A 19,931-nucleotide genomic window follows, 5' to 3' on the forward strand; every position below is an offset into this window, starting at 1 on the left:
AAGGTCAGAAATTATTTATTAGAGTTGCGTCTGGCGCGCTTGTGCCAGGCATGAATGATGTAATAGCGCCAGAATACGCGCACTGCAAAGTAGCCACTGACAGATAACAGAGACGCTAGCGCAAACAAACCAATAATCAGTGGCCCCCCGAATGTTGCCAGATAATCTGTCAGGACGGGACCCCACTCGGAAAGATCTCTGTCTAGCAGATGCAGTTCCAGAGGGGGCAGATCATCTATGCTGCTCACGGTGCTGCCGGTTATCCAGCTGCCCAGAAAATACGCTGCCATATAAAGCGGTATGATTGTAAAGGGATTGGAATACAATGTCATAAATACTGCGATAGGCAGATTGACCTTGAAAATCACGGAAAACAAGGTGGCAAAAAAGAACTGCACCGGATTGCTGCCGGGAATCAATCCGGCAAACAGGCCGGCCGCTACACCTCCCGCAACCGAACGGCGATGGAGATGCCAGAGGTTGTGATGATGCAGCAGCGTGCCAAAGAATTTCACAAAACGGCTCTGCTGAATACTTTCGTGAGAAGGTAGATATTTTTTGAAAATCTTGCGCAGCACGATCTTGCCCGTAAAAATGAATGGTTGAACGTTGGATAATAAAGTCAGGAGATGGTTTTATCATCATTAATCCCTGCATGAGAGAGTAAAATCGTCTAAAGTTGCATGAACCGAGTCTAATTGCAACGTATCAATATACAAAATATGAATGATATATCACAAGCTGTTATCACCCCCGTCTGGCGTGGAAGCTTCATTTTGTCATCCGGCAAAAATCAGGCGCAGATACGGGATACGCAACCAACTGCAGAGAATTATGGAGCACTGGATGCCAAGACTTTTGCCGCGGTGGAAGCCGATGCTCTGTTTGACGAAATTAATCATGCACAGACTCGGGTAGGGCAATCTGTACTTTACCGTTCAATTGCACGCCCGGTCAGCGATGCTGCGTTATTGCAAAGCAAGCAGGAGGCGTTGCGTGAACTGGAATCCAATCCGGAGCTGCTGGATGCCCTGGAGAAATACATCAAGCGAATGGCGCTGGATGAAACCTCACTGTATCACCTGCTTTACGGCGAATTTGCGGGAGGATTCACGACTGATGATCCTAGGGATAAAGCGGGTAAGGAAAGGCTGGAATTTGGTGGATACGGCTATCGTCAGTTTATCGACGGGACCGGTTTCGTTGTGGATATGGTGGATCAGGCTGAAGCGCTTCCCACACCCACCAGCGATTATCTGCGTACACTGGTGCAAGCACTGCGTGACTTCGCCCGGACACACACGTATTCGCTGATGCACGGCCCCATCTACGTTTCGGAAGGGAAATTTCTGACCCGGACGGAGAAATCGCGTCTGCCTGTTCCACGTTTTCGCCCCTCCGTATTCAAATGGCCGTTTATCAGTCTTTTTTTGATTTTTATGGCCGGATTACTGTTTTTCTTTGAGAGTACGTTGAGCGAACTGGGTGCCAGCTATATTGGCTACGGGGTTCTGATCCTGCTTGTTCCGATCATTCCGATCATTTTGCAGGCGGTCAGTGCCTCCGACCGGGATTCGGTCATCTATCCGCTGCAAAAACTGTTCCGGCATAGCGAAGATCTGGCTCGGGCAATCGAAGCGCTGGGCATGATCGATGAATTGCTGGCACTGCGCCGGCATGGGCATTCCATACCAGGAGATTCTGTTCTGCCGGAGATTCACATGAATGAACGACATGCCCTGGTTGCTTCTGCTGCCAGAAATCCATTGCTGGTGCGGGCGCGTCCTGATTACGTGCCCAACGATATTACGCTGGATAACGATAAACGCCTGCTGATCGTGACAGGGCCAAACAGTGGTGGAAAAACCGCCTACTGCAAAACGGTAGTCCAGATTCAGCTGTTGGCACAAGCCGGAGCGTATGTTCCTGCTGCGCAGGCACGGGTAATCCCCGCGGAACATATTTTTTATCAGGTACCGGATCCCGGTCAGCTGGAGGAGAGCATGGGGCGTTTTGCACATGAATTGAAACAAACCCGTGAAATTTTCTTCAGTTCAACGTCACGCTCTCTGGTGGTACTTGATGAATTGGCAGAAGGCACCACATTCGAAGAGAAGATGACGCTGTCGGAATATGTGCTGAAAGGATTTCATCAGCTGGGCGCAACAACTATCCTGGTAACGCATAACCATGAATTGTGTGAACGTTTGCAGCAGGAACAAATCGGAGATTATCTGCAGGTTGAATTCGATTCGGATCAACCAACACACCGGCTGATCCCGGGTGTATCGCGTATCAGTCATGCGGATCGTATTGCCAGCGCGCTTGGTTTCAGCAAGGAAGATGTGGCCAGTCATCTGGCTTCATTACAGGAATGATGGAGATTGGCGCAACATCGCAGTAAAATATACCAATTTTGATAAATTAGTAAAACAGAGCCGAAATACTCATGTAAAGAAGCCTCTGAAAACGTCAGCGAGGTAGGCAACTCAAGCAAAAAAACGGTAAAAAAGCAGAGTTTCCTGAACATGGAGAGTGTGCTTTCGTGCAATACAAGGACAAATGGAGAGAAATCATCATCGAGGAATTATCAGTGGAACATAAGACTGACGATCGGCGTATTATCCGTGGGGATGAGCTGATTACGCCGGTAAAGCTGCTGCGTGAGCACCCCTTGACCGAACAGGCAACCGAAACCGTAGTCACTGCCAGGCAGGAATGTCACGATATTTTACGGGGGGAGGATGACCGGTTGCTCGTCGTCTGCGGCCCGTGTTCAATTCATGATGTGGATGCGGCAGTGGAATATGCTTCCCGGCTGAGTCGTCTGCGTCAGGAGCTGAAAGGCCAGTTACATATCATCATGCGGGTTTATTTCGAGAAGCCTCGCACCACAGTGGGCTGGAAAGGTTTGATCAACGATCCGGATCTGGATAACAGTTTCAACATCGATAAGGGATTGCGACTTGCCCGTGACCTGTTGTTGAAACTGGGCAATATCGCTATGCCGGCCGCAACCGAATTTCTTGATCTGATCAGTCCGCAATATGTGGCTGATCTGATCAGTTGGGCGGCTATTGGCGCACGGACCACGGAAAGTCAGGGACATCGTGAACTGGCCTCCGGTGTTTCCTGTCCGGTTGGATTCAAAAACGGTACCTACGGGAATCTGAATATTGCAATTGATGCGATCGGCGCCGCATCTCACCCACACAATTTCCTGTCGGTCACCAAGGAAGGACGGGTTGCCACTTTCACAACCAGAGGGAATGAAGATTGTCATATCATCCTGCGCGGTGGAAGAGCACCGAATTATGATGCAGAAAGTGTCGCCTTAGCAGTTGAGTCACTGCAGAAAGCTAAACTGCCGCCTTATCTGATGATCGATTGCAGTCATGCCAACAGCCACAAGGATTACCGGCGTCAGCCGGAAGTGGCAATCGAGGTTGCCCGGCAGATCACAGCAGGCAATCGTTCAATCAGCGGTGTCATGCTTGAAAGCCATCTGGTGGCGGGCAGGCAGAATGTGGAAGGCAGACAGCTAAAACAACTGGTCTACGGGCAGAGTATTACAGACGGCTGTATTGGGTTTGATACAACAGAGCAGGTACTTTCCGATCTGGCTGAAGCGGTGGAAAAACGTAGAGCCAAACAGAGTGCTGAGCCGGTATTGATTCACTCTGCGGCGTTTTCCTGAGTACTTGATCAGAGGTTCCTTAGGTACGTGGAGACAAAATGAATTCGAGTCAAACAGTCTGGTTTAAAAACTATACCATTGATTATCTGGAAGGGTTGCGTAATGCCAATATGGGTATACATATTGGCATTCAGTTCATGGAAGTCGGCCCGAATTTCCTCAAGGCCAGCATGCCGGTCGATCATCGTACCACCCAGCCTTTCGGTATTCTGCACGGTGGGGCCAGTTGTGTGCTGTCTGAAACACTGGGCAGTGTATCCGCCTGGATGACCATCGATCCCGAGCAGTACCGGGCAGTTGGTATCGAAATCAATGCCAATCATATCCGGGCGGTAGCGCAAGGCAATGTCATCGGGGTATGTACGCCGCTGCACGTCGGCAGGCGTACCCAGGTCTGGCAGACAGATATTACCGAGGAGGAAACCGGCAAGCGTGTCGCCATTTCCAGACTGACAGTCGCCATCATCGAACAGGGTACGCTCAGCACCCAGAAAGAAGCTGTCATCGTAAGCAAGTAGCACTTTTATTGGCACCTCCCTTCGAATCAATTATCCGTATCACCTACCCGGAAGATTTGCCGGTTGTCGCACGGCGCGAGGAGATTGCGCGTGCGATCAGCCAGCATCAGACCGTCATCGTCTGTGGCGAAACCGGATCCGGAAAAACGACGCAGTTACCGAAGATCTGCCTGGAACTGGAACAAAACATTGGAGAACAGGGCACCGGATATCTGATCGGCCATACCCAGCCGCGACGTATTGCCGCCAGAACCGTGGCAGCACGTATTGCCACAGAACTGAATAGCCCGCTTGGGCAACGGGTGGGCTACAAAGTACGTTTTTCTGATCAAACTCACCCTGACACCCGTATCAAACTGATGACCGATGGCATTCTGCTGGCAGAAACACAGCAGGATCCGTTGTTGCGCGCTTATCAGATCATCATCATTGACGAAGCGCATGAGCGCAGCCTCAACATCGATTTTCTGCTCGGCTATCTCAAGCAATTGCTGCCACGCCGCCCGGATCTGAAACTGATCATCACATCTGCCACCATCGATGCCCAGCGGTTTGCTTCTCATTTCAATGATGCACCTGTCATCGAGGTATCTGGCAGGCTGTTTCCGGTAGAGATTCATTACCGGTCATCTGATGATCCGACTGAGGGCGAGGATCGCGATTTGTCCCGGGCTATTCTCGGTGCGGTGGATGAGGCCATGCGCATGGGGGAGGGCGATATGCTGGTCTTTCTGCCGGGTGAGCGGGAGATACGGGAAACGGCCGAAGCATTGCGTAAACATACCTTTGCCAGCCCCGGAGGCAAGGCCGGTTTGGAGATCCTGCCGTTGTTCGCCCGGCTGTCTCATGCAGAACAGATTCGCATCTTTACTGCCGGCCGACAACGGCGCATCGTGCTGGCAACCAATGTGGCTGAGACCTCACTCACGGTTCCAGGCATCCGTTATGTAATCGATACGGGATTGGCACGAATCAACCGTTACAGCTACCGTAACAAGGTGGAGCAGCTTCTGGTCGAGAAAATTTCCCAGGCGTCGGCCAATCAGCGTGCCGGGCGTTGCGGGCGAGTGATGAACGGTGTGTGTTTCAGACTGTATTCAGAAGAAGATTTTGCTGTGCGCCCGGAATATACCGATCCCGAGATTCTGCGTTCCTCGCTGGCTGCGGTCATTCTGCGCATGAAATCACTGAAAATCGGGGAGGTGGAACAATTTCCGTTTATCCAGCCCCCTGCGCCGCGCATGATCGCGGATGGTTATCAGCTGTTGGCGGAGCTGGGTGCACTGGATGAGCGCAAGGGGCTGACGCAAATTGGCCATCAGTTGGCAAAATTCCCCACCGATCCGAGAATCGCCCGCATGATCATGGCGGCCAGACAGGGAAATTGCCTGAGCGAAGTATTGATCATCGCTTCTGCACTCAGCCTGCAGGATCCGCGTGACCGGCCGTTTGAACACCAGCAGGCTGCCGATCAGGCGCACCAGCCGTTCCGTGATGATCGCTCCGATTTCATGAGTTATCTCAAATTATGGGATTTTTATAACGAGCTGCTCAAGCATAAAAAATCCAATAAGAAACTGATCGAGCAGTGCCGGAAAAATTTCATTTCCCATCGCAGAATGCGCGAGTGGCGTGAAATCCACGGCCAGTTGCATATACTGATCAGTGAGATGGGGTTGCGCCCCAATCAGGTTCCCGCCGGTTATGATGAAATTCACCGTGCACTGCTGTCTGGGCTGTTGGGCAATATTGGTTTCAAATCGGATGAAAAAGGAATTTATGAGGGCGCACGCACAATCAAATTCTCGATTTTCCCCGGTTCATCCTTGAGAAAAAAACAGCCGAAATGGGTGGTGGCAGCCGAACTGGCGGAAACTACCAAGCTATATGCACGCTGTGCAGCGGCAATCGACCCGGCCTGGCTGGAAAGAATTGCCGGTAAATTGTGCAAAAAACACTATTTTGATCCGCACTGGGAAAAACAGCGTGCGCAGGCTGTGGTGTTTGAACAGGTTACCTTGTATGGCCTGATCATCGTTGCCAAACGGCGCATTGCTTATGGGCCAGTCAATCCGGCGCATGCCCGTGAGCTGTTCATTCGTGAGGCACTGGTGGCGGGGGAGTATGAAAGCGATGCACTGTTTCTCCGGCATAACCAGCAGCTGATCGATGAAATCCGCGCGCTGGAAAGCAAAGTGCGGCGACAGGATATCCTGGTCGATGAGCAGCAGATATTCGAATTTTACGCAGCGCGCATTCCGGTGGAAATTTATAGCGGCAATGCTTTCGAGAAGTGGCGCAAACAGGCAGAACAGGCCGATCCGCAATTGCTGTACCTGACGCGGGAAATCCTGATGCGCCAGTCTGCCGATGAAAAAACGCTTGAACAATATCCGGAAACATTGGTGGCAGCAGGTCACGTGTTATCCCTGGGTTACCGGTTTGATCCCGGGCACCCGCTGGATGGTGTCACTGTCACGGTGCCCTTGCCGTTGCTCAATCAGATCATGCCGTTTCATTTCGATTGGCTGGTGCCGGGGCTGATCCGGGAAAAAATTGCCTGGTATGTAAAAATGCTGCCGAAACTGGTGCGCCGCCACACCATCCCGGTACCGCAATTCACCACCCGTTTTCTGGAATGGCTGGATACGCACCCGGATCGGACAACTGTGCTGACTGAATCCCTGTCTGCGTTCCTTCACAAGGAAACCGGGATCAAGGTGCCTCTGGATACCTGGGATAACCAGCAGTTGCCCGCTCATCTGCAAATGAACATCAAAGTAGTTGACGATGGCGGAGCCACGCTGGGAATGGGATACGATCTGGCCACATTGAAAGCGCAGCTTGGCCAGACAGCACAGCAGTTGTTCACGCGTGATGCAGGCGCAGAACCGGATTCCATCGAACGTGAGGGCATGACCTGCTGGGATTTCGGCGAGCTGCCGCAGGAAACCAGTTTCAGCCGGGCGGGCAAACAGCTGACCGGCTACCCGGCACTGATTGACCAGAAGCAGAGTGTCGCCATTCGCCTCTTCGATACGCGGGAAGGTGCACAACGCAGTATGCGGGAAGGGGTGCGGCGCTTGCTCTGCCTGGCACTCAAAGACAGAATCAAACAACTGGAAAAAAACTCGCCGGCCGATCAGAAAACCCTTTTGCTTATGAGTCACCTGATCGAAATGAACAGGCTCAAGGAAGATGTGTACGCCGCTATTATTGATCTGGCACTGATCGGCGATGACCCGTTGCCGCGCAACGAGGAGGAATTCAATACGCAAGTGGTGCGGGCGCGGACACGTTTGGGAACCGTGACCCAGGAAATGGCCGGATTGATTCATACCATTGCCCAATCCTGCCAGGAACTGAAGAAACGGCTATCCGTTCTGGACAAATCGGCAGCTTCCCTGAAAAAGGATCTGGAAGAACAGCTTCATCACCTGATTTATCCGGGATTTCTGAGCGCGACCTGCTGGCAATATCTGCAACATCTTCCCCGTTACCTCAAAGGCATGCTGCTGCGTCTCGACAAATACAACAAAAATCCTGGGCGCGATCAGGAGCAGACAGAGATGATCAGCACACTGTGGAATCAGTACATACAACGCCTGAATAAGCACCACCAGGCAGAAATGGTGGATCCGAATCTGGAAATATTCCGCTGGCAAATCGAGGAACTGCGCATCTCCCTGTTCAGCCAGGAACTGAAAACCCCAGCGCCTGTTTCAGTGAAACGCTTGCAAAAGCTGTGGGAAAGCGTGCGTGAATAAACGACACTTATCCTGAAGCGCACATTTAATTTTGATACTATCCCCGTGCGTATCTGTTTGTCTGCCTGTCAGCTATCAGCCGCTCGCCAATGTGTTGTGCCTGCTGCCCAGCGTTGCCACCAGGTGTTCCGGTCAGAAGAAGTTGCCGGAGTAAATATGGGGATTGATCAGCATTCCAGTTCGGGATAGAGCGTCAGAAAGCTGCTCATCGCCCCACAATAATCAGAAAACCAGCCATGAGTAACCATCCCGTCCAGTGGTGCTATTATCCCATCAGCATCCTCGAGAAGTCGCAGGTCATGACGATCCACGGGGAAAACACCCGGCCGACTTTTATTATGTTGCAGCCGGACGGGTGGGGGTAGGGGAGGAGTTGCTCCTCTGGAGGGAAGTAATCGCGCACCAGCTGCATTTTGCTGCGGTTGGACGGAGAATACAGGTTAGGGGAGGAATTGCTCCTCCTGGCGGGGGAGTAATCGCGCGACGGCGATCAGGTTTGTAAATTGATCCGGATCAGTGCATGGGTGTAGCGGCCGATGCCGATTGGTCAGGGTATGCTGCAGAATCTTGAGTGCAGTATCAGGATCTTTCAATGTGCAGATTATCTTCACAAATTAGCCGGTTGGGAATGTGACAAATTGTCGCATCAACGTATCCCGGAGAGTTATGGGTACGGTTGGCTGGCAGATCGGGTGGGGCGTATTTCCCTGTCCGACCAGGAACTGAAAATTCCAACCTGTTGCAATTTTATCGCAGCCGGTGTCTCTTCCCGCGGGGTGGATTTGCCCGGGACTTATCCATTGCTTGACGCCTGCAATAAACATCATGCGTTCTCTTTTGACGCCATAAAAAGGCGCTGCAATTGTAAACAAGCCTTACATAGTAAATGGTCAATGTGACAATTTGTCGCATTGACGGCAATCAGGTTGGTGTTACAGACTCGTCCTTTAAAAAGTATTTTGAATACAATGAATAAGGGAGTGTCTGTATGGGAGTTCGGATTAATGCGGCTGATGCGGCGTGCAGGCTTGCGTATTATGCCGGTTGGGTTGCACGCTTCGCACGCAAGAAGTTTCTGTTGCTGACGCTTTGGTTACTGGTATTTCCGGCCGTTGCCCAGCAGCTTGCCCCCGAGCAGCCAACAGAATTCGATGCGATCAGTGTTACCGCGACACGCGAGGCACGTACCACCAAGGAAGTTCCACAGTCGATCAGTGTCGTGGATGAAAAACGGATTGAAGATGTACGCATGTTCAACATCAAGGATGCCATTCAGGGGCAAGTGCCGGGATTGCGCATCGAGAGCAATAACAATGCTTACGATGCCAAGATTTCGATTCGTGGTGCAGGGCTGAAGGCACAGTTTGGCGTACGCGAAATCAATCTGCTGCGCGACGGAGTGCCCATTCTGGATCCAGACAGTTTCGGCCGACTGGATTTTGTTGATCCGGATGATGTGGAGCGCATTGAAGTCACGCGCGGGCCGGGCGATCTCTACAGTGCGGGAACGGCTGGCGGAACCATCCACATTATTTCACGTTCTGCATTTGATGACCGACACAACGTTATCCGTGGCGGTGTCGGCAACTGGGGAACACATAACCTGCATACCCGGTTTGGCAAGGTATTTGATGAGCATGCGCTTGCTTTCACTTTTTCGCGTCGTCATACCGATAATGACTGGCGGCGGCATAACCGTTTTGCAAGTACCAATGCGGGACTCAAGCATGGCTGGCAGCTGGGCGAATCGACTCTGCTTGAAAGTGAAGTAACCTATAGCGATGTCAAAATGAATCTGCCCGGATCGCTCAACAGTGAACAATATGCCCGTTACCGTGATACCGGCAAGGCGCTGGAAACGCAGGATCCCTGGAAACACTCCGCGCGTGATTCACGCATTTTGTTTGTAAACAGCCGGTTGGAGCACCGTATGGGTGCCTGGTTATTCAAGCCGCGTATCTATTACAATCAGTGGAAACAATTTCATCCGGTTACCGGCCAGATCAATGATATGAATGGCTGGGAACGGAACTTTGGTCTTGATCTCGAAGGCAATTACACCCATTCCCTGTTTGGCATGCCGGGTTCGATGGTGATTGGAGGAACCTGGCGGCGCAACTGGAGTGACAGCGCACTGCAATACGCCTATGCGGATGTTGTCACCGCCAATGGCCGGATCGTGTCCACACTGTCGGACCGCAAAGGGCAGCTTAATTCACGCAGTCACTTTACCAATGATCTGTGGGGGATTTATTTTCTGGAGAGCCTGTCTCCGATTGATCGCCTGACAATCGATCTGCAAATGCGTTTTGATCAAGTCAGTTTTGATATCGAGCGCGATGAATTCCAGAGATACAATTTTGCAGCCGGGCGCTATGCACCGGGAAGAGGGTTGTTGCAGGTGAAGGAAAATTATGATCTGTTTGCGCCGAAAGCGGCGGTAACATACCGTGCAACCGACCAGATCAACGTATATGCAACCGTTGCGCATGCCAATCAAGTACCGGATTCTGGTGAAGTTCAAAATGCGATTGAATTTGGGCGTACGCTGAAATCCTCCGGCCATCTCAATTATGAAGCCGGGTTCAAAGGGCGCGGGCGTAACTGGTCGTTTGATCTTACCGGCTATCACACGGACGTCAGTAACGAGATTATTTCATTTGTGCAGAATTTCCAGACGTTGTATGTCAATGCAGGCAAGACCAACAAGAATGGATTTGAATTCTTTGGTAATTATGCTTTTGATTCCGGTGTGGAGGTGGGTGCCAGCTATACCTACACTGATCTGAAGTTTGGCAAGTTGACTGAACCACTGACGATCATTGGTCCTGGCGGTCAGCGTACTACCATCAATGCCGATCGTTCCGGCAATCAGATTCCCCGTTTTCCTGAGCACATGTATTTTGTTTACACGACGTACCGGCATCCAAGTGGTTGGCATGGACGGGTCGAAACGCGCGGACAGAGTGATTATTTTATTGATAATGCCAACACCGAACAGCGAGGCGGTTATCATTTCCTGACGAACCTTACTGCTGGATATAGCCGGAAGCATTGGGGAGTGATGTTCAACATCCAGAATCTGTTCGACAAACGGTATGCGGTGGATGTCAACAAGGATGCAGCAGGCACACGCACCAGCTTTACCCCGGGCATGCCCAGAACATTCATGGGGTATGTTTCTTATAAGTTCTGACTTTCTTCCGGACTTCCAATGCATTATAGTCATTGTCTGTGATTTGCAGTAATTAGGGAAACGTGGCTACTACACTTTTCGATCCATTCGATCTTTCCGGCTTAAAGCTTAATAATCGTATTGTCATGGCGCCACTAACGCGTAACCGTTCGCCTGGCGGCATACCTGGCCTTATGACTGCGATTTATTATGCTCAGCGTGCTAGTGCTGGTTTGATCATCACGGAGTCGACTGCAATTTCTTCACAAGGGCAAAGTTATGCCAATGTTCCCGAACTCTATTCTCAGGCTGCACTCGATGGCTGGTGCGCCGTCACGCGAGCGGTACATGCAAAAGATGGAAAAATATTCGTCCAATTGTGGCACGCGGGCAGAATTTCACATTTTAAGCTTCAGCCTGGAGGGCAGGCACCTGTGGCGCCATCCGCCATTCGCGCCCAGAGCAGAACCTATCTGGAGGATAGTAGTGGGCAAGGCAAATTTGTACCTGCATCTCAGCCACGCGCACTTGAAGCTGATGAATTACCAGGGGTTGTTGAGGAGTATTGTCGCGCCGCTCGCGCTGCCATGGCAGTCGGATTTGATGGTGTTGAAATACATGCTGCCAATGGTTATTTACTGGATCAGTTTTTACGCTCAAATTCTAATCATCGTCATGATAGCTATGGTGGCAGTATTGAAAACCGTGCGCGCTTTTTATTTGAAATCGTCGAAGCTGTCGCTCGTGAGGTTGGTGCAGAACGTACCGCTATCCGGCTTTCTCCCGTCACACCCACTAATGATGTGTTCGATTCGCAGCCTCAGCCATTATTTGAGTATGTGGTTCGTGGCCTCGCAAAATATGCACTGTCTTATGTTCATATTATTGAAGGTGCCACCAGCGGCCCACGCGATTATCGGCAGGGAGAAATACCATTTGATTACTCCGATTTGAAAGACGTTTACCAGGTAGTTGGCGGCCGTGCTGCCTGGATGCTCAACAATGGCTATGATCTCGCTCTCGCACAACAAACTGTTGCAACAAATCAGGCGGATTTAATTGCATTCGGCCACCTTTTTATTAGTAATCCTGATCTGGTTGAACGTTTACGACAAGGTGCTTCGTTGACACCGCCTGATAAAAGTACTTTTTACGGCGGCAACGAGCACGGATACACCGATTATCCTTTTATGAGCGGGTGAACACGTACAATCCGATTTTTATGTGAGGATGAGCCGGAATCAAGGAGGCTTTAATGATCATTGCCAGAGTTGATAGCGGGTATCCTGAACGCGCGAACAGGATAGCGTTCTTCGTCAAAGATTGAACATGTTTCAAAAACGAACGGCTGTACCCGCATAGAAAAAGCGTGCTTCCAGCATGACTGCAAAATACCGGCGCGTAAGTGTTACAACTGATTTCGGTTAGGCGGGCAGCAGTATTGAGTTCATCGTCACGTTTCATTTGGATTGGGTATTTCGGTCGATCGTGATCAGTAATTCCAGCATGTTCCGTGCCTGCCTCCAGGGATACCGGTTGGATTGATGGCTACAGCTACAGTCTCTGACAGCCGAAGCGGCAGGCAGCAATCGCCGTTGGGTGACACTTTAAGGTCATCTGTATCGGAGGCTTGCCAAGCATGGCAAGTTAAAACTCGGTACTTATCCCGGCAAGTATTGTAAACGGTAACTGAGCTCGTAAGGTGCGTGATCCATCAGTATTGTAGATGCGCCGATTCGTGATATTCAGAAAATTGACTTGAATCTTGAATGGCTGGTTATTGACGTCAAAGCGGTACCAGGAGGCTACATCAAACCGGGCGTACCCTGGCAACCGGAACGTGTTTGGCAGAGTGGCTTCGCGGTGACTCTCGATGCGCATGCCTCCCCCTATTCCGAGGCCATTTAAAAACGTGTAAGTTGTCCAAAAACTGGCGGCGTGGCGGGGCACACCCGCGACAAGGTTTCCAACTGGCAACCGATTATCTTTGATCACGCGAGCGAAGGTATAGGTATAGCTTGCGATAGTATTCCAGCCCGGCAGTATTTCACCTGAGACATCGAGTTCAACACCTCGACTCCGTTGTTTGCCAGATGCGACTCTAAATAGAGGATTGTTCAGATCCTGGGTTGGTATGTTAGTTTTAGTCAACTGATAGAAGGCTAGCGTGGCTTGCAGGCGCTTGTCTGGAGACTGTTGCTTGACCCCTATTTCGTACTGTTCCGAAGAACTGGGAGGCAATGCAGAGCCGTCTACTGTTGTGGCGGTTGTCGGAACAAAACTATTGGTCCAATTGAAATAGAAAGCCGTCGTCGCAACGGGTTTATAAGTCACCCCTACTGCTGGAGAAAACTTGCCCGTATGATCACTGTTCTTCACATCTGTCAACCGATTGAGACTTTTGGTCCGTGTAGTGTCGTATCGCCCGCCGATAAGGAGGCTCCAGTGAGGAGAAATGGTTATAAAGTCTTGAACATAACCGGCATAGTCATAGAAACTGGAACTGGTCTTGCGCGTGAGCTTGGGAGCGGCAATCGAAACACCATAGACTGGATTGAGAATATCCAGATTCGGCAAGATAACCTGATTGCCCGTTGCGTTGTTATCACTCCAGTAGGCTTCAACGCCTGCGAGCCATTGATGCCGCAGCGATTTCGTATCAAAGGTTCCCGATACTTCGTTTTGCCAATCGTAGTCTGTGATCCTCTGCGGGCCTGATTGTGCGACGCGCTTGATTGCATGGTCGTCAGAAAGAAGTGTCAATCGTGCCAGGCGATCGGTTCCGAACTTGTACTTCACCGTAGAAATATTGAAGCCGGATCGGAATTTCAGGCCGGAATCAAATAGGTGAGTCCATTCATAACTGAGGCGCTCGGCATCCTTGCGAGACTGATTCTGGTTAGGGTCATTGAAGCTGAATGAAAGAGGCAAGCTCAATGTGCGCTCTGTAAGCGGCGATTGGTATTCGCCATAACTAAAATCGCTGTGATAGTACTGAAACCGAAGCAATACTTCATCTTGATCACTTGGCTTCCAGCGTAAGCTGGGATTGATAAAGGTACTTCTGCTGTCGCTGAATTTCCGAAAAGAATCTGATTGATCATAGGCGCCATCAATTCGCAATTCCAACGAACGATCATCTGTCAGGCCGCGATTGATATCGAAAGTGGGGCGCACTCGCGCGAAGCTGCCTCCAGTCAAGCCAACGTGAGTGAAATTAGTAGACTCTGGTGATTTTGTGACAATGTTTACCACGCCTCCTGAAGCAAGTGCTCCACCATAGAATACGGAAACTGGTCCTTTCAGCACTTCAATGCGGTCAATTCCTTCAATGTCCTGTTGATTGCTGGTTTCACGGAAACCGTTACGCAAGTTTCCAGATCCATCAATGAAGCCTCGAATGAAAGGATTGGGAACCGGGAACGGCATTGCTGCTTGTGACGCTGCTGACCGTATCCAGCGCCTGGCGCACCGTGAGTGCTTGTCGATCTGCAATGATCGCCTGAGGCACTACTTGGACAGAAAGGGGAATGTCCTGAATCGGCGTCGATATCTTTAGGGTTGTGGTGGCTGTTTGCCGGGGATAGTACTCGGACTCCCATTGTCCTTGCACAGTAATAGGAGGAAGTTCGCTGATGTTTTGGGCATATGATCTCGGTTGCGGCGCGAGGATCGCAATTGTTGCCAACAACGCGATGCGGAATGGCAATCGTGAAAAAGACATTTTCGCGCTGGCTTCTTATCTCACTTTTAGCATCCGACCTGCGGCTTCAGCAGCAAGCCGAGCTTGTGCATCCATCCAGGTTCGACGCTTGCGCATCGCTGCCACACGCTCCGGGCCAGCTTCAGCCGGCGTTCCATTGCCAAACGGAGGCTCGGGTGAATATTCAAGAATAAGCTGAGTTCGTCGCGCAGCTTCCTCGTTGCCCAGTTCTGCGGCCAGTACCAAGCCAAAGTCGATCCCGGCCGTTGTTCCCGCACCCGTCATACGGTTGCGGTCACGTACTACTCGTTTATCGACCCGGCGCGCACCGAGTAAAGGTAGATGTTCAGCAACCGCCCAATGCGAGGTAGCGTCATAACCTTGCAGAAGTCCTGCAGCGCCAAGGATCAGGCTGCCAGTGCAGTCGCTGGTGACCCATTTGGCGCGCGCGCCTCGCTTTGAGACGAAGTCCAACACGGTGGTATCCTGCATGCACGCGATGGTGCCCATCAAGCCGCCAGGTACGAACAAAATATCGGGGTCGGCATAGGCCTCTGCGAAGGTCGTAGTCGCCGGAATCGAGATGCCAACATCGGTTACGACCGGCATCTTTTCTTTCCAGATGAGCTGCATATTCCAGCGCATGATCTTGAATACGCTCATTGGGCCAATCAGATCCAGCGCGATCATGTGGGGATAGACAAGTATCGCCACCTTGGGCGCAGTCGGGTCGGGAGCCATCATCGATTGCAAATGGCTTGCATGTGTTTCTTCACCCAATGCGGGAGTTACCGCCGCAAGGGCAGTCAGAGCGGTCAATTCCATGAAAGCACGGCGATCAAGTTTGTTTTGCATTTTACTATTCCCAGTTTTTCGCACCGTTTGCGCTTGATGTTGGCTCGGTGGCAATTTTGAATACAGGCTCAAATTTTCTGTAAATGTGTCGTGTTCTGTGCAATGGTAGACGGCGTTTTTTCGGGTAGATCCTGCGCTGACAACAGAGAGGAAGCTCCATCACCAAATAAAAGCAAACAAACAATTTCCTTATTCCACACCATAGTCTGTTTCGTTTTTTAATATCTGCGCCCATTCCGGCTACTCGGAATTTCTTACTCTTCTGCATATTTCCCGTCGGCACACTCCTGATTTGTAGAAATAACTTCTCAGATATGAAATCAGAAAGCAACGGCAAGATAGCGGTGGAAAATTGGGCTTTCCCAGATGTCGTTATTTCAGATCAGAAGAATTGAGATAACGGACATGGTAGTTAGCGCTAACTATTTGAGTCAATGCGACAAATTGTCGCATTGATAAATTATCGAATGACGCTAGAATGATGACTCTATTCAAATTAAACAGGAAAACATGAAGATTCGAACAAGCTCATCAAATATTAATTTGCCATATTTATTTGTTTTGATCCTGTTTGTGTCAGTTGCCGGATTAAATCCTGATCAGCTGCTGGAAGCTGCAGAAACTCAATATAAGAATGAAGCCACTCCTGCTGTGTCTGTGCAACCGGACGCACCGGCTGCAACCGGAAAAACGGAAAAGACCGATCACAGCAAACATAAAATGCCCCCTAAACCAGGTGGCGTGATCAGTCTTGATGTCGTTGAAAAAAAGGACAAAATTTATCTGTTGCTGGGCCTGAATGAGCAGGGCCAACAGTCTGTTGTGCTAAAAACATCTGAAGATCATGGCAGGACCTGGTCTGAGCCCGCTGCGGTTGATGCAGGCCAGATGCTGGAACCGTCCCTGGCACGCAGCAATGACGCACGTCTGGCAGTATCAGGCGATCATCTACTTGCTTTCTGGACAAGTCACAAAGAAGGAGCATCGCATAGCGCCGGGCCGATGGTCATCGCACGCTCGATCGATGGCGGTCAGCATTGGCAGCCTGGCAGCAGTCCGACTGACTGGGATGAAGGCTCTCATGCATTTTTTTCTGCTGATGGCGATGGTGAGCAATTACACCTGATCTGGCTGGACAGTCGCCATATACACGATGAGCGTGACAGAATCAGGGGTACGCAGGGAATGCGCCATGCATATTCTACTGACGGCGGTGTGAACTGGAGCAGCACGACCACGCTGGATGAAGTGGTTTGTGCATGTTGCTACACGTCAGCACGCTTACATCAGGGAATATTGCATGTGCTGTATCGCAACAAACAGCCTTCCGATATGTCATTTGGCACATTGCGCGGCCAGGATTGGCAACTTCTGAGTACGGTTGGTGAATTCGACTGGTTTTTTGAAGGCTGTCCACATATTGGTGGCGGTATTGCATTTGGACAGGGAGAACAACAGAATCATATTCATACCATTGTAGGAACCGGCCATCCCGAGCATAGCGGCATCTATTATTTTCAAAGTGAGGATGGCGGCAAGCAATGGTCTGAGCCGCTCAGAATGGGAGGTGACAACGGGCTGCACGGTGATATAGCCATAAACAAGAAGGGCAGACTGGTCGCTGTCTGGGACGGTTTCGCAGAAAACAAGCTGGTGATTTTTGCTGCTGAAAAAAATGACGATGGTACATTTAATGATCCGGTAAGAGTTTCACCCCCTGATGTCAGAGCCACATATCCACGCGTTGTCCCCGCCGGAGATCAATTTCTAATTGTATGGACACAAAGCACCGATGGCAAACGTGAAGAATTGGGCATGAAACATTTCTGACATCCGCCGATCAGGAATTAAATCAGGAATTAAAAATGAAAAATAGAGTTTTGTATTTCAGCTTGCTTGCAGTTAGTCTGTTGATGTCGGCAACTGCTTTTGCCAGCTCACAACAGCCCGTTATTCACCCTTTTACGACGGGCAGTTTCTCCCAAATCCAGGACAGGAATAATGGCAAGCCATTTTTACTGGCATTCTGGTCGGAAACCTGCAGTTACTGTATGGACGAGCTGACTTTGCTCGGGAGGATGCAAAAAATCTATCCCGGGCATGAAATCGTTATTGTTGCAGCCGATCCGTTTCTGGATGAAAGCATAATTTGGCAAACCATGATGACACATGATCTGCAACTTACCGAAACCTGGGTATTCGGCGAATATTTTCCGGAAGTGATCTACCGGGATGTCGATACACGCTGGCGAGGCGAGTTGCCACTGACATTTTTTGTAGATGCTCAGGGCAACAAATATAAACATACAGGTATCGTCAGCGAAGAAATGTTACATGCTTGGTTCAAGAAGCCAGAACTGTGATCAGGCCAATACCGAGAACTCTTGGCTAAATTTCCTGCTTGTTCAATCAACCCGTTACGGATAATTCGGGGATACTTTTTCAGTACAACAAGATGCGATTCGGTATGAGCCGCATCGCCATTTTTTTTCCGCCTGTCTGCAACAAATCCAATTATTTCATTTCCATTCAGCTTTGGATCTCTGTCCAATCCGACCAGCTTTGGATCTCTGTCCAATCCGACTTGATTATGCTGATCTGTTCGACGGGAATGATAAAACTGTAATTATTTTCTAGTCGCAATGGTGATTGTCGATGTGCTACGCCGCTATGGATTCAGAGAAGTGACGGAGAAAAATGCAGTGACCAAAGAAACTTTCTCGGGCTGTAGATTCGATGCCGTGCCTTCTAAAGCGGTGGAAAAATTGTCCGGCAACGGTGGCTGGTTATGGCATTATTCGTAGTGGCTCCAGAGCCGGAGAACTTTTACTACTTGTTCGTCCTCAAGCACTTGATACACCAGGCGATGATGAATGTTGATGCGGCGTGAATAGGTCCCCACAAGATCCCCAATGAGCTTTTCAAACGGAGGCGGCTTGCGGTAAGGATCTTCTGAAATCAGAACCAACAATTCTTGAGTTTTTGGCTTGAGGCCGCTGGAAGCCAATTTTTTGCATCTTTCTGGGCTTGCTTGGTGTAAACCAGCTTCCATGTCACCAGTTCAGCTCCGCATCGCATTTTTCCACAGGGGCATCCATCCCTGCGCGAATAGACTCCCGCATACCAGGTACGGAAAGCAGGTAAAGTGTTTCCTGAATGGCCAACCAATTTTCTTCCGATACCAGGATCGCTTTGTTCCGCTTACCCAGGATGACGATCGGCTGGTGGGATTCGGCAGCTTCATCAATCAACCGATAAAGATTGCTGCGCGCCTCTGTTGCAGTGATTCCGGTCATAACACACCTCTTGCGTATTCAACTCTTGGCCAATTGTACACTTACGGGACGTACGTCAAGAAGTACGTGTTGCATGACGCCTGAGCTTACCCGAGTGCGGAAGCGGTAATTGTCAACACAGTTGTCACTGATTTTAAAAATCTCAGGCCACCTGCCTGAGAATAGATGCTGCAGTTCTGGAGGTTGGAGATGTTTTCTCGGGGTTGAGGTAAACAGTTTCAACCGGATTCCAGTTTCTGGTTTTTCCCGACCAGCGTTGTGGATGGCGTGCACGCACAGCCTCATAAACAGCATGACGCTGTGCGAACAGGGCTTTGTCCTCGCCGCGGTGGCGTTGTTCTGGTGTGACAAACCGGATAGCGCTGTGACGATGCGTGGTGTTGTAATGACCTGCCCCCTGCTGGCGTACCAACTTGGAGTTCGGAAATCCGGCTGCAAGGTTAACTGACTTCCTTGTTTTGGTGATGCTGGGTTGGATCCATCCTTCTTTTCCGATGCAGGGCGGCGAACTTGGCTGGCGGCATGCGTTTGCAGCTACTGTGCTGACTTCGTTGTAATTCTGCCGCCAGTCCGTGATGGTGGCTCTGGCCTGCGGTAGCGTCTCGAACCAGTGCTCGTTCAGGCACTCGTCCCGGAACTTGCCGTTGAAGCTCTCGATATAGCCGGAAACGCTGAGGCGTGATGTTCAACGTCCAGAATCTGTTCGACAAACGGTATGCGGTGGATGTCAACAAGGATACAGCAGGCACACGCACCAGCTTTACCCTGGGCATGCCCAGAACGTTCATGGGGTATGTTTCTTCTTATAAGTTCTGATGCGGCCTTGCTTTGAGCCAGTCAATTGCAAAAAATACCGGAGCATTACGGTCTGCGGCACGGGCAGACGTGCCCGGTTACGGAAGCGATATATGGTGTTTTAT

15 protein-coding genes and 2 pseudogenes are annotated in these 19,931 nt (G+C 50.5%); 9 read left to right on the plus strand and 8 right to left on the minus strand.

The features are described 5' to 3' along the window. Positions 1-11: 11 nt before the first annotated feature. Positions 12-578 carry a DUF2062 domain-containing protein gene (locus tag ABO04_RS07955; protein WP_160810139.1) on the minus strand — a complete coding sequence of 189 codons (567 nt, stop codon included), beginning with the start codon at positions 576-578 and terminating at the stop codon, positions 12-14. A gap of 144 nt (positions 579-722) precedes the next feature. Here ABO04_RS07955 and ABO04_RS07960 point away from each other — a divergent pair, with 144 nt between their 5' ends. The 6 genes from ABO04_RS07960 to ABO04_RS07985 all read left to right on the plus strand — a co-directional run bounded on the left by ABO04_RS07960 (position 723) and on the right by ABO04_RS07985 (position 12,359). After that, positions 723-2,378, plus strand: a complete 1,656-nt coding sequence (locus ABO04_RS07960) for a DNA mismatch repair protein MutS (protein ID WP_160810140.1) — start codon at positions 723-725, stop codon at positions 2,376-2,378. Positions 2,379-2,593: 215 nt separating this feature from the next. Then, complete coding sequence (locus tag ABO04_RS07965; RefSeq protein WP_160810300.1) at positions 2,594-3,697, plus strand: 3-deoxy-7-phosphoheptulonate synthase; 1,104 nt, start codon at positions 2,594-2,596, stop codon at positions 3,695-3,697. A gap of 38 nt (positions 3,698-3,735) precedes the next feature. Beyond that, complete coding sequence (locus tag ABO04_RS07970; RefSeq protein WP_160810141.1) at positions 3,736-4,215, plus strand: hotdog fold thioesterase; 480 nt, start codon at positions 3,736-3,738, stop codon at positions 4,213-4,215. An 8-nt stretch (positions 4,216-4,223) separates the two neighbouring features. Further along, positions 4,224-7,982: an ATP-dependent RNA helicase HrpA gene (gene hrpA, locus ABO04_RS07975; RefSeq protein WP_160810142.1), complete on the plus strand. Its 3,759-nt coding sequence runs from the start codon at positions 4,224-4,226 to the stop codon at positions 7,980-7,982. A 988-nt stretch (positions 7,983-8,970) separates the two neighbouring features. Beyond that, positions 8,971-11,178, plus strand: coding sequence for a TonB-dependent receptor (locus ABO04_RS07980; protein WP_160810143.1), 2,208 nt, complete (start codon positions 8,971-8,973; stop codon positions 11,176-11,178). Positions 11,179-11,240: 62 nt separating this feature from the next. Beyond that, positions 11,241-12,359 (plus strand): alkene reductase, encoded by a 1,119-nt coding sequence (locus tag ABO04_RS07985; RefSeq protein WP_160810144.1) that lies wholly within the window; start codon positions 11,241-11,243, stop codon positions 12,357-12,359. A 445-nt stretch (positions 12,360-12,804) separates the two neighbouring features. Here ABO04_RS07985 and ABO04_RS07990 read toward each other — a convergent pair whose 3' ends face one another. The 3 genes from ABO04_RS07990 to ABO04_RS08000 are packed head-to-tail and all read right to left on the minus strand — an operon-like array spanning position 12,805 to position 15,715. Beyond that, a complete protein-coding gene (locus ABO04_RS07990; protein ID WP_160810145.1) occupies positions 12,805-14,529 on the minus strand; it encodes a TonB-dependent receptor in 1,725 nt (574 codons plus the stop codon). 13 nt (positions 14,530-14,542) lie between these two features. Then, a complete protein-coding gene (locus ABO04_RS07995) occupies positions 14,543-14,881 on the minus strand; it encodes a TonB-dependent receptor plug domain-containing protein (protein ID WP_160810146.1) in 339 nt (112 codons plus the stop codon). Positions 14,882-14,896: 15 nt separating this feature from the next. After that, entirely contained in the window at positions 14,897-15,715 is an 819-nt protein-coding gene (locus tag ABO04_RS08000) for a DJ-1/PfpI family protein (RefSeq protein ID WP_160810147.1), read from the minus strand. Positions 15,716-16,225: 510 nt separating this feature from the next. On the opposite strand from ABO04_RS08000, the gene ABO04_RS08005 reads away from it, so the two are divergent. Together ABO04_RS08005 and ABO04_RS08010 are read left to right on the plus strand one after the other, a co-directional pair. Further along, entirely contained in the window at positions 16,226-17,545 is a 1,320-nt protein-coding gene (locus ABO04_RS08005) for a sialidase family protein (protein ID WP_160810148.1), read from the plus strand. Between the two features lie 35 nt (positions 17,546-17,580). Next, entirely contained in the window at positions 17,581-18,078 is a 498-nt protein-coding gene (locus tag ABO04_RS08010) for a hypothetical protein (protein ID WP_160810149.1), read from the plus strand. Positions 18,079-18,509: 431 nt separating this feature from the next. Here the strand turns inward: ABO04_RS08010 and ABO04_RS08015 are convergent, their stop codons facing one another. From ABO04_RS08015 to ABO04_RS08030, 4 genes and pseudogenes are all read right to left on the minus strand, one after another. Beyond that, positions 18,510-18,767 (minus strand): Txe/YoeB family addiction module toxin, encoded by a 258-nt coding sequence (locus ABO04_RS08015; protein ID WP_240141479.1) that lies wholly within the window; start codon positions 18,765-18,767, stop codon positions 18,510-18,512. A gap of 1 nt (position 18,768) precedes the next feature. Beyond that, entirely contained in the window at positions 18,769-19,011 is a 243-nt protein-coding gene (locus tag ABO04_RS08020) for a type II toxin-antitoxin system Phd/YefM family antitoxin (RefSeq protein ID WP_160810150.1), read from the minus strand. A gap of 142 nt (positions 19,012-19,153) precedes the next feature. After that, a pseudogene (locus tag ABO04_RS08025) lies at positions 19,154-19,396 on the minus strand (IS3 family transposase); the annotation flags it as partial. A 55-nt stretch (positions 19,397-19,451) separates the two neighbouring features. Then, positions 19,452-19,678, minus strand: a pseudogene (locus ABO04_RS08030) (transposase); the annotation flags it as partial. An 11-nt stretch (positions 19,679-19,689) separates the two neighbouring features. Here ABO04_RS08030 and ABO04_RS08035 point away from each other — a divergent pair. Then, on the plus strand, positions 19,690-19,827 hold the full coding sequence (locus tag ABO04_RS08035) for a hypothetical protein (RefSeq protein WP_160810151.1): 138 nt from the start codon (positions 19,690-19,692) through the stop codon (positions 19,825-19,827). The last annotated feature ends 104 nt before the right edge of the window (positions 19,828-19,931 follow it).

It is taken from the genome of Nitrosomonas sp. HPC101, from assembly GCF_009833125.1.
Classification (GTDB): Bacteria; Pseudomonadota; Gammaproteobacteria; order Burkholderiales; family Nitrosomonadaceae; genus Nitrosomonas.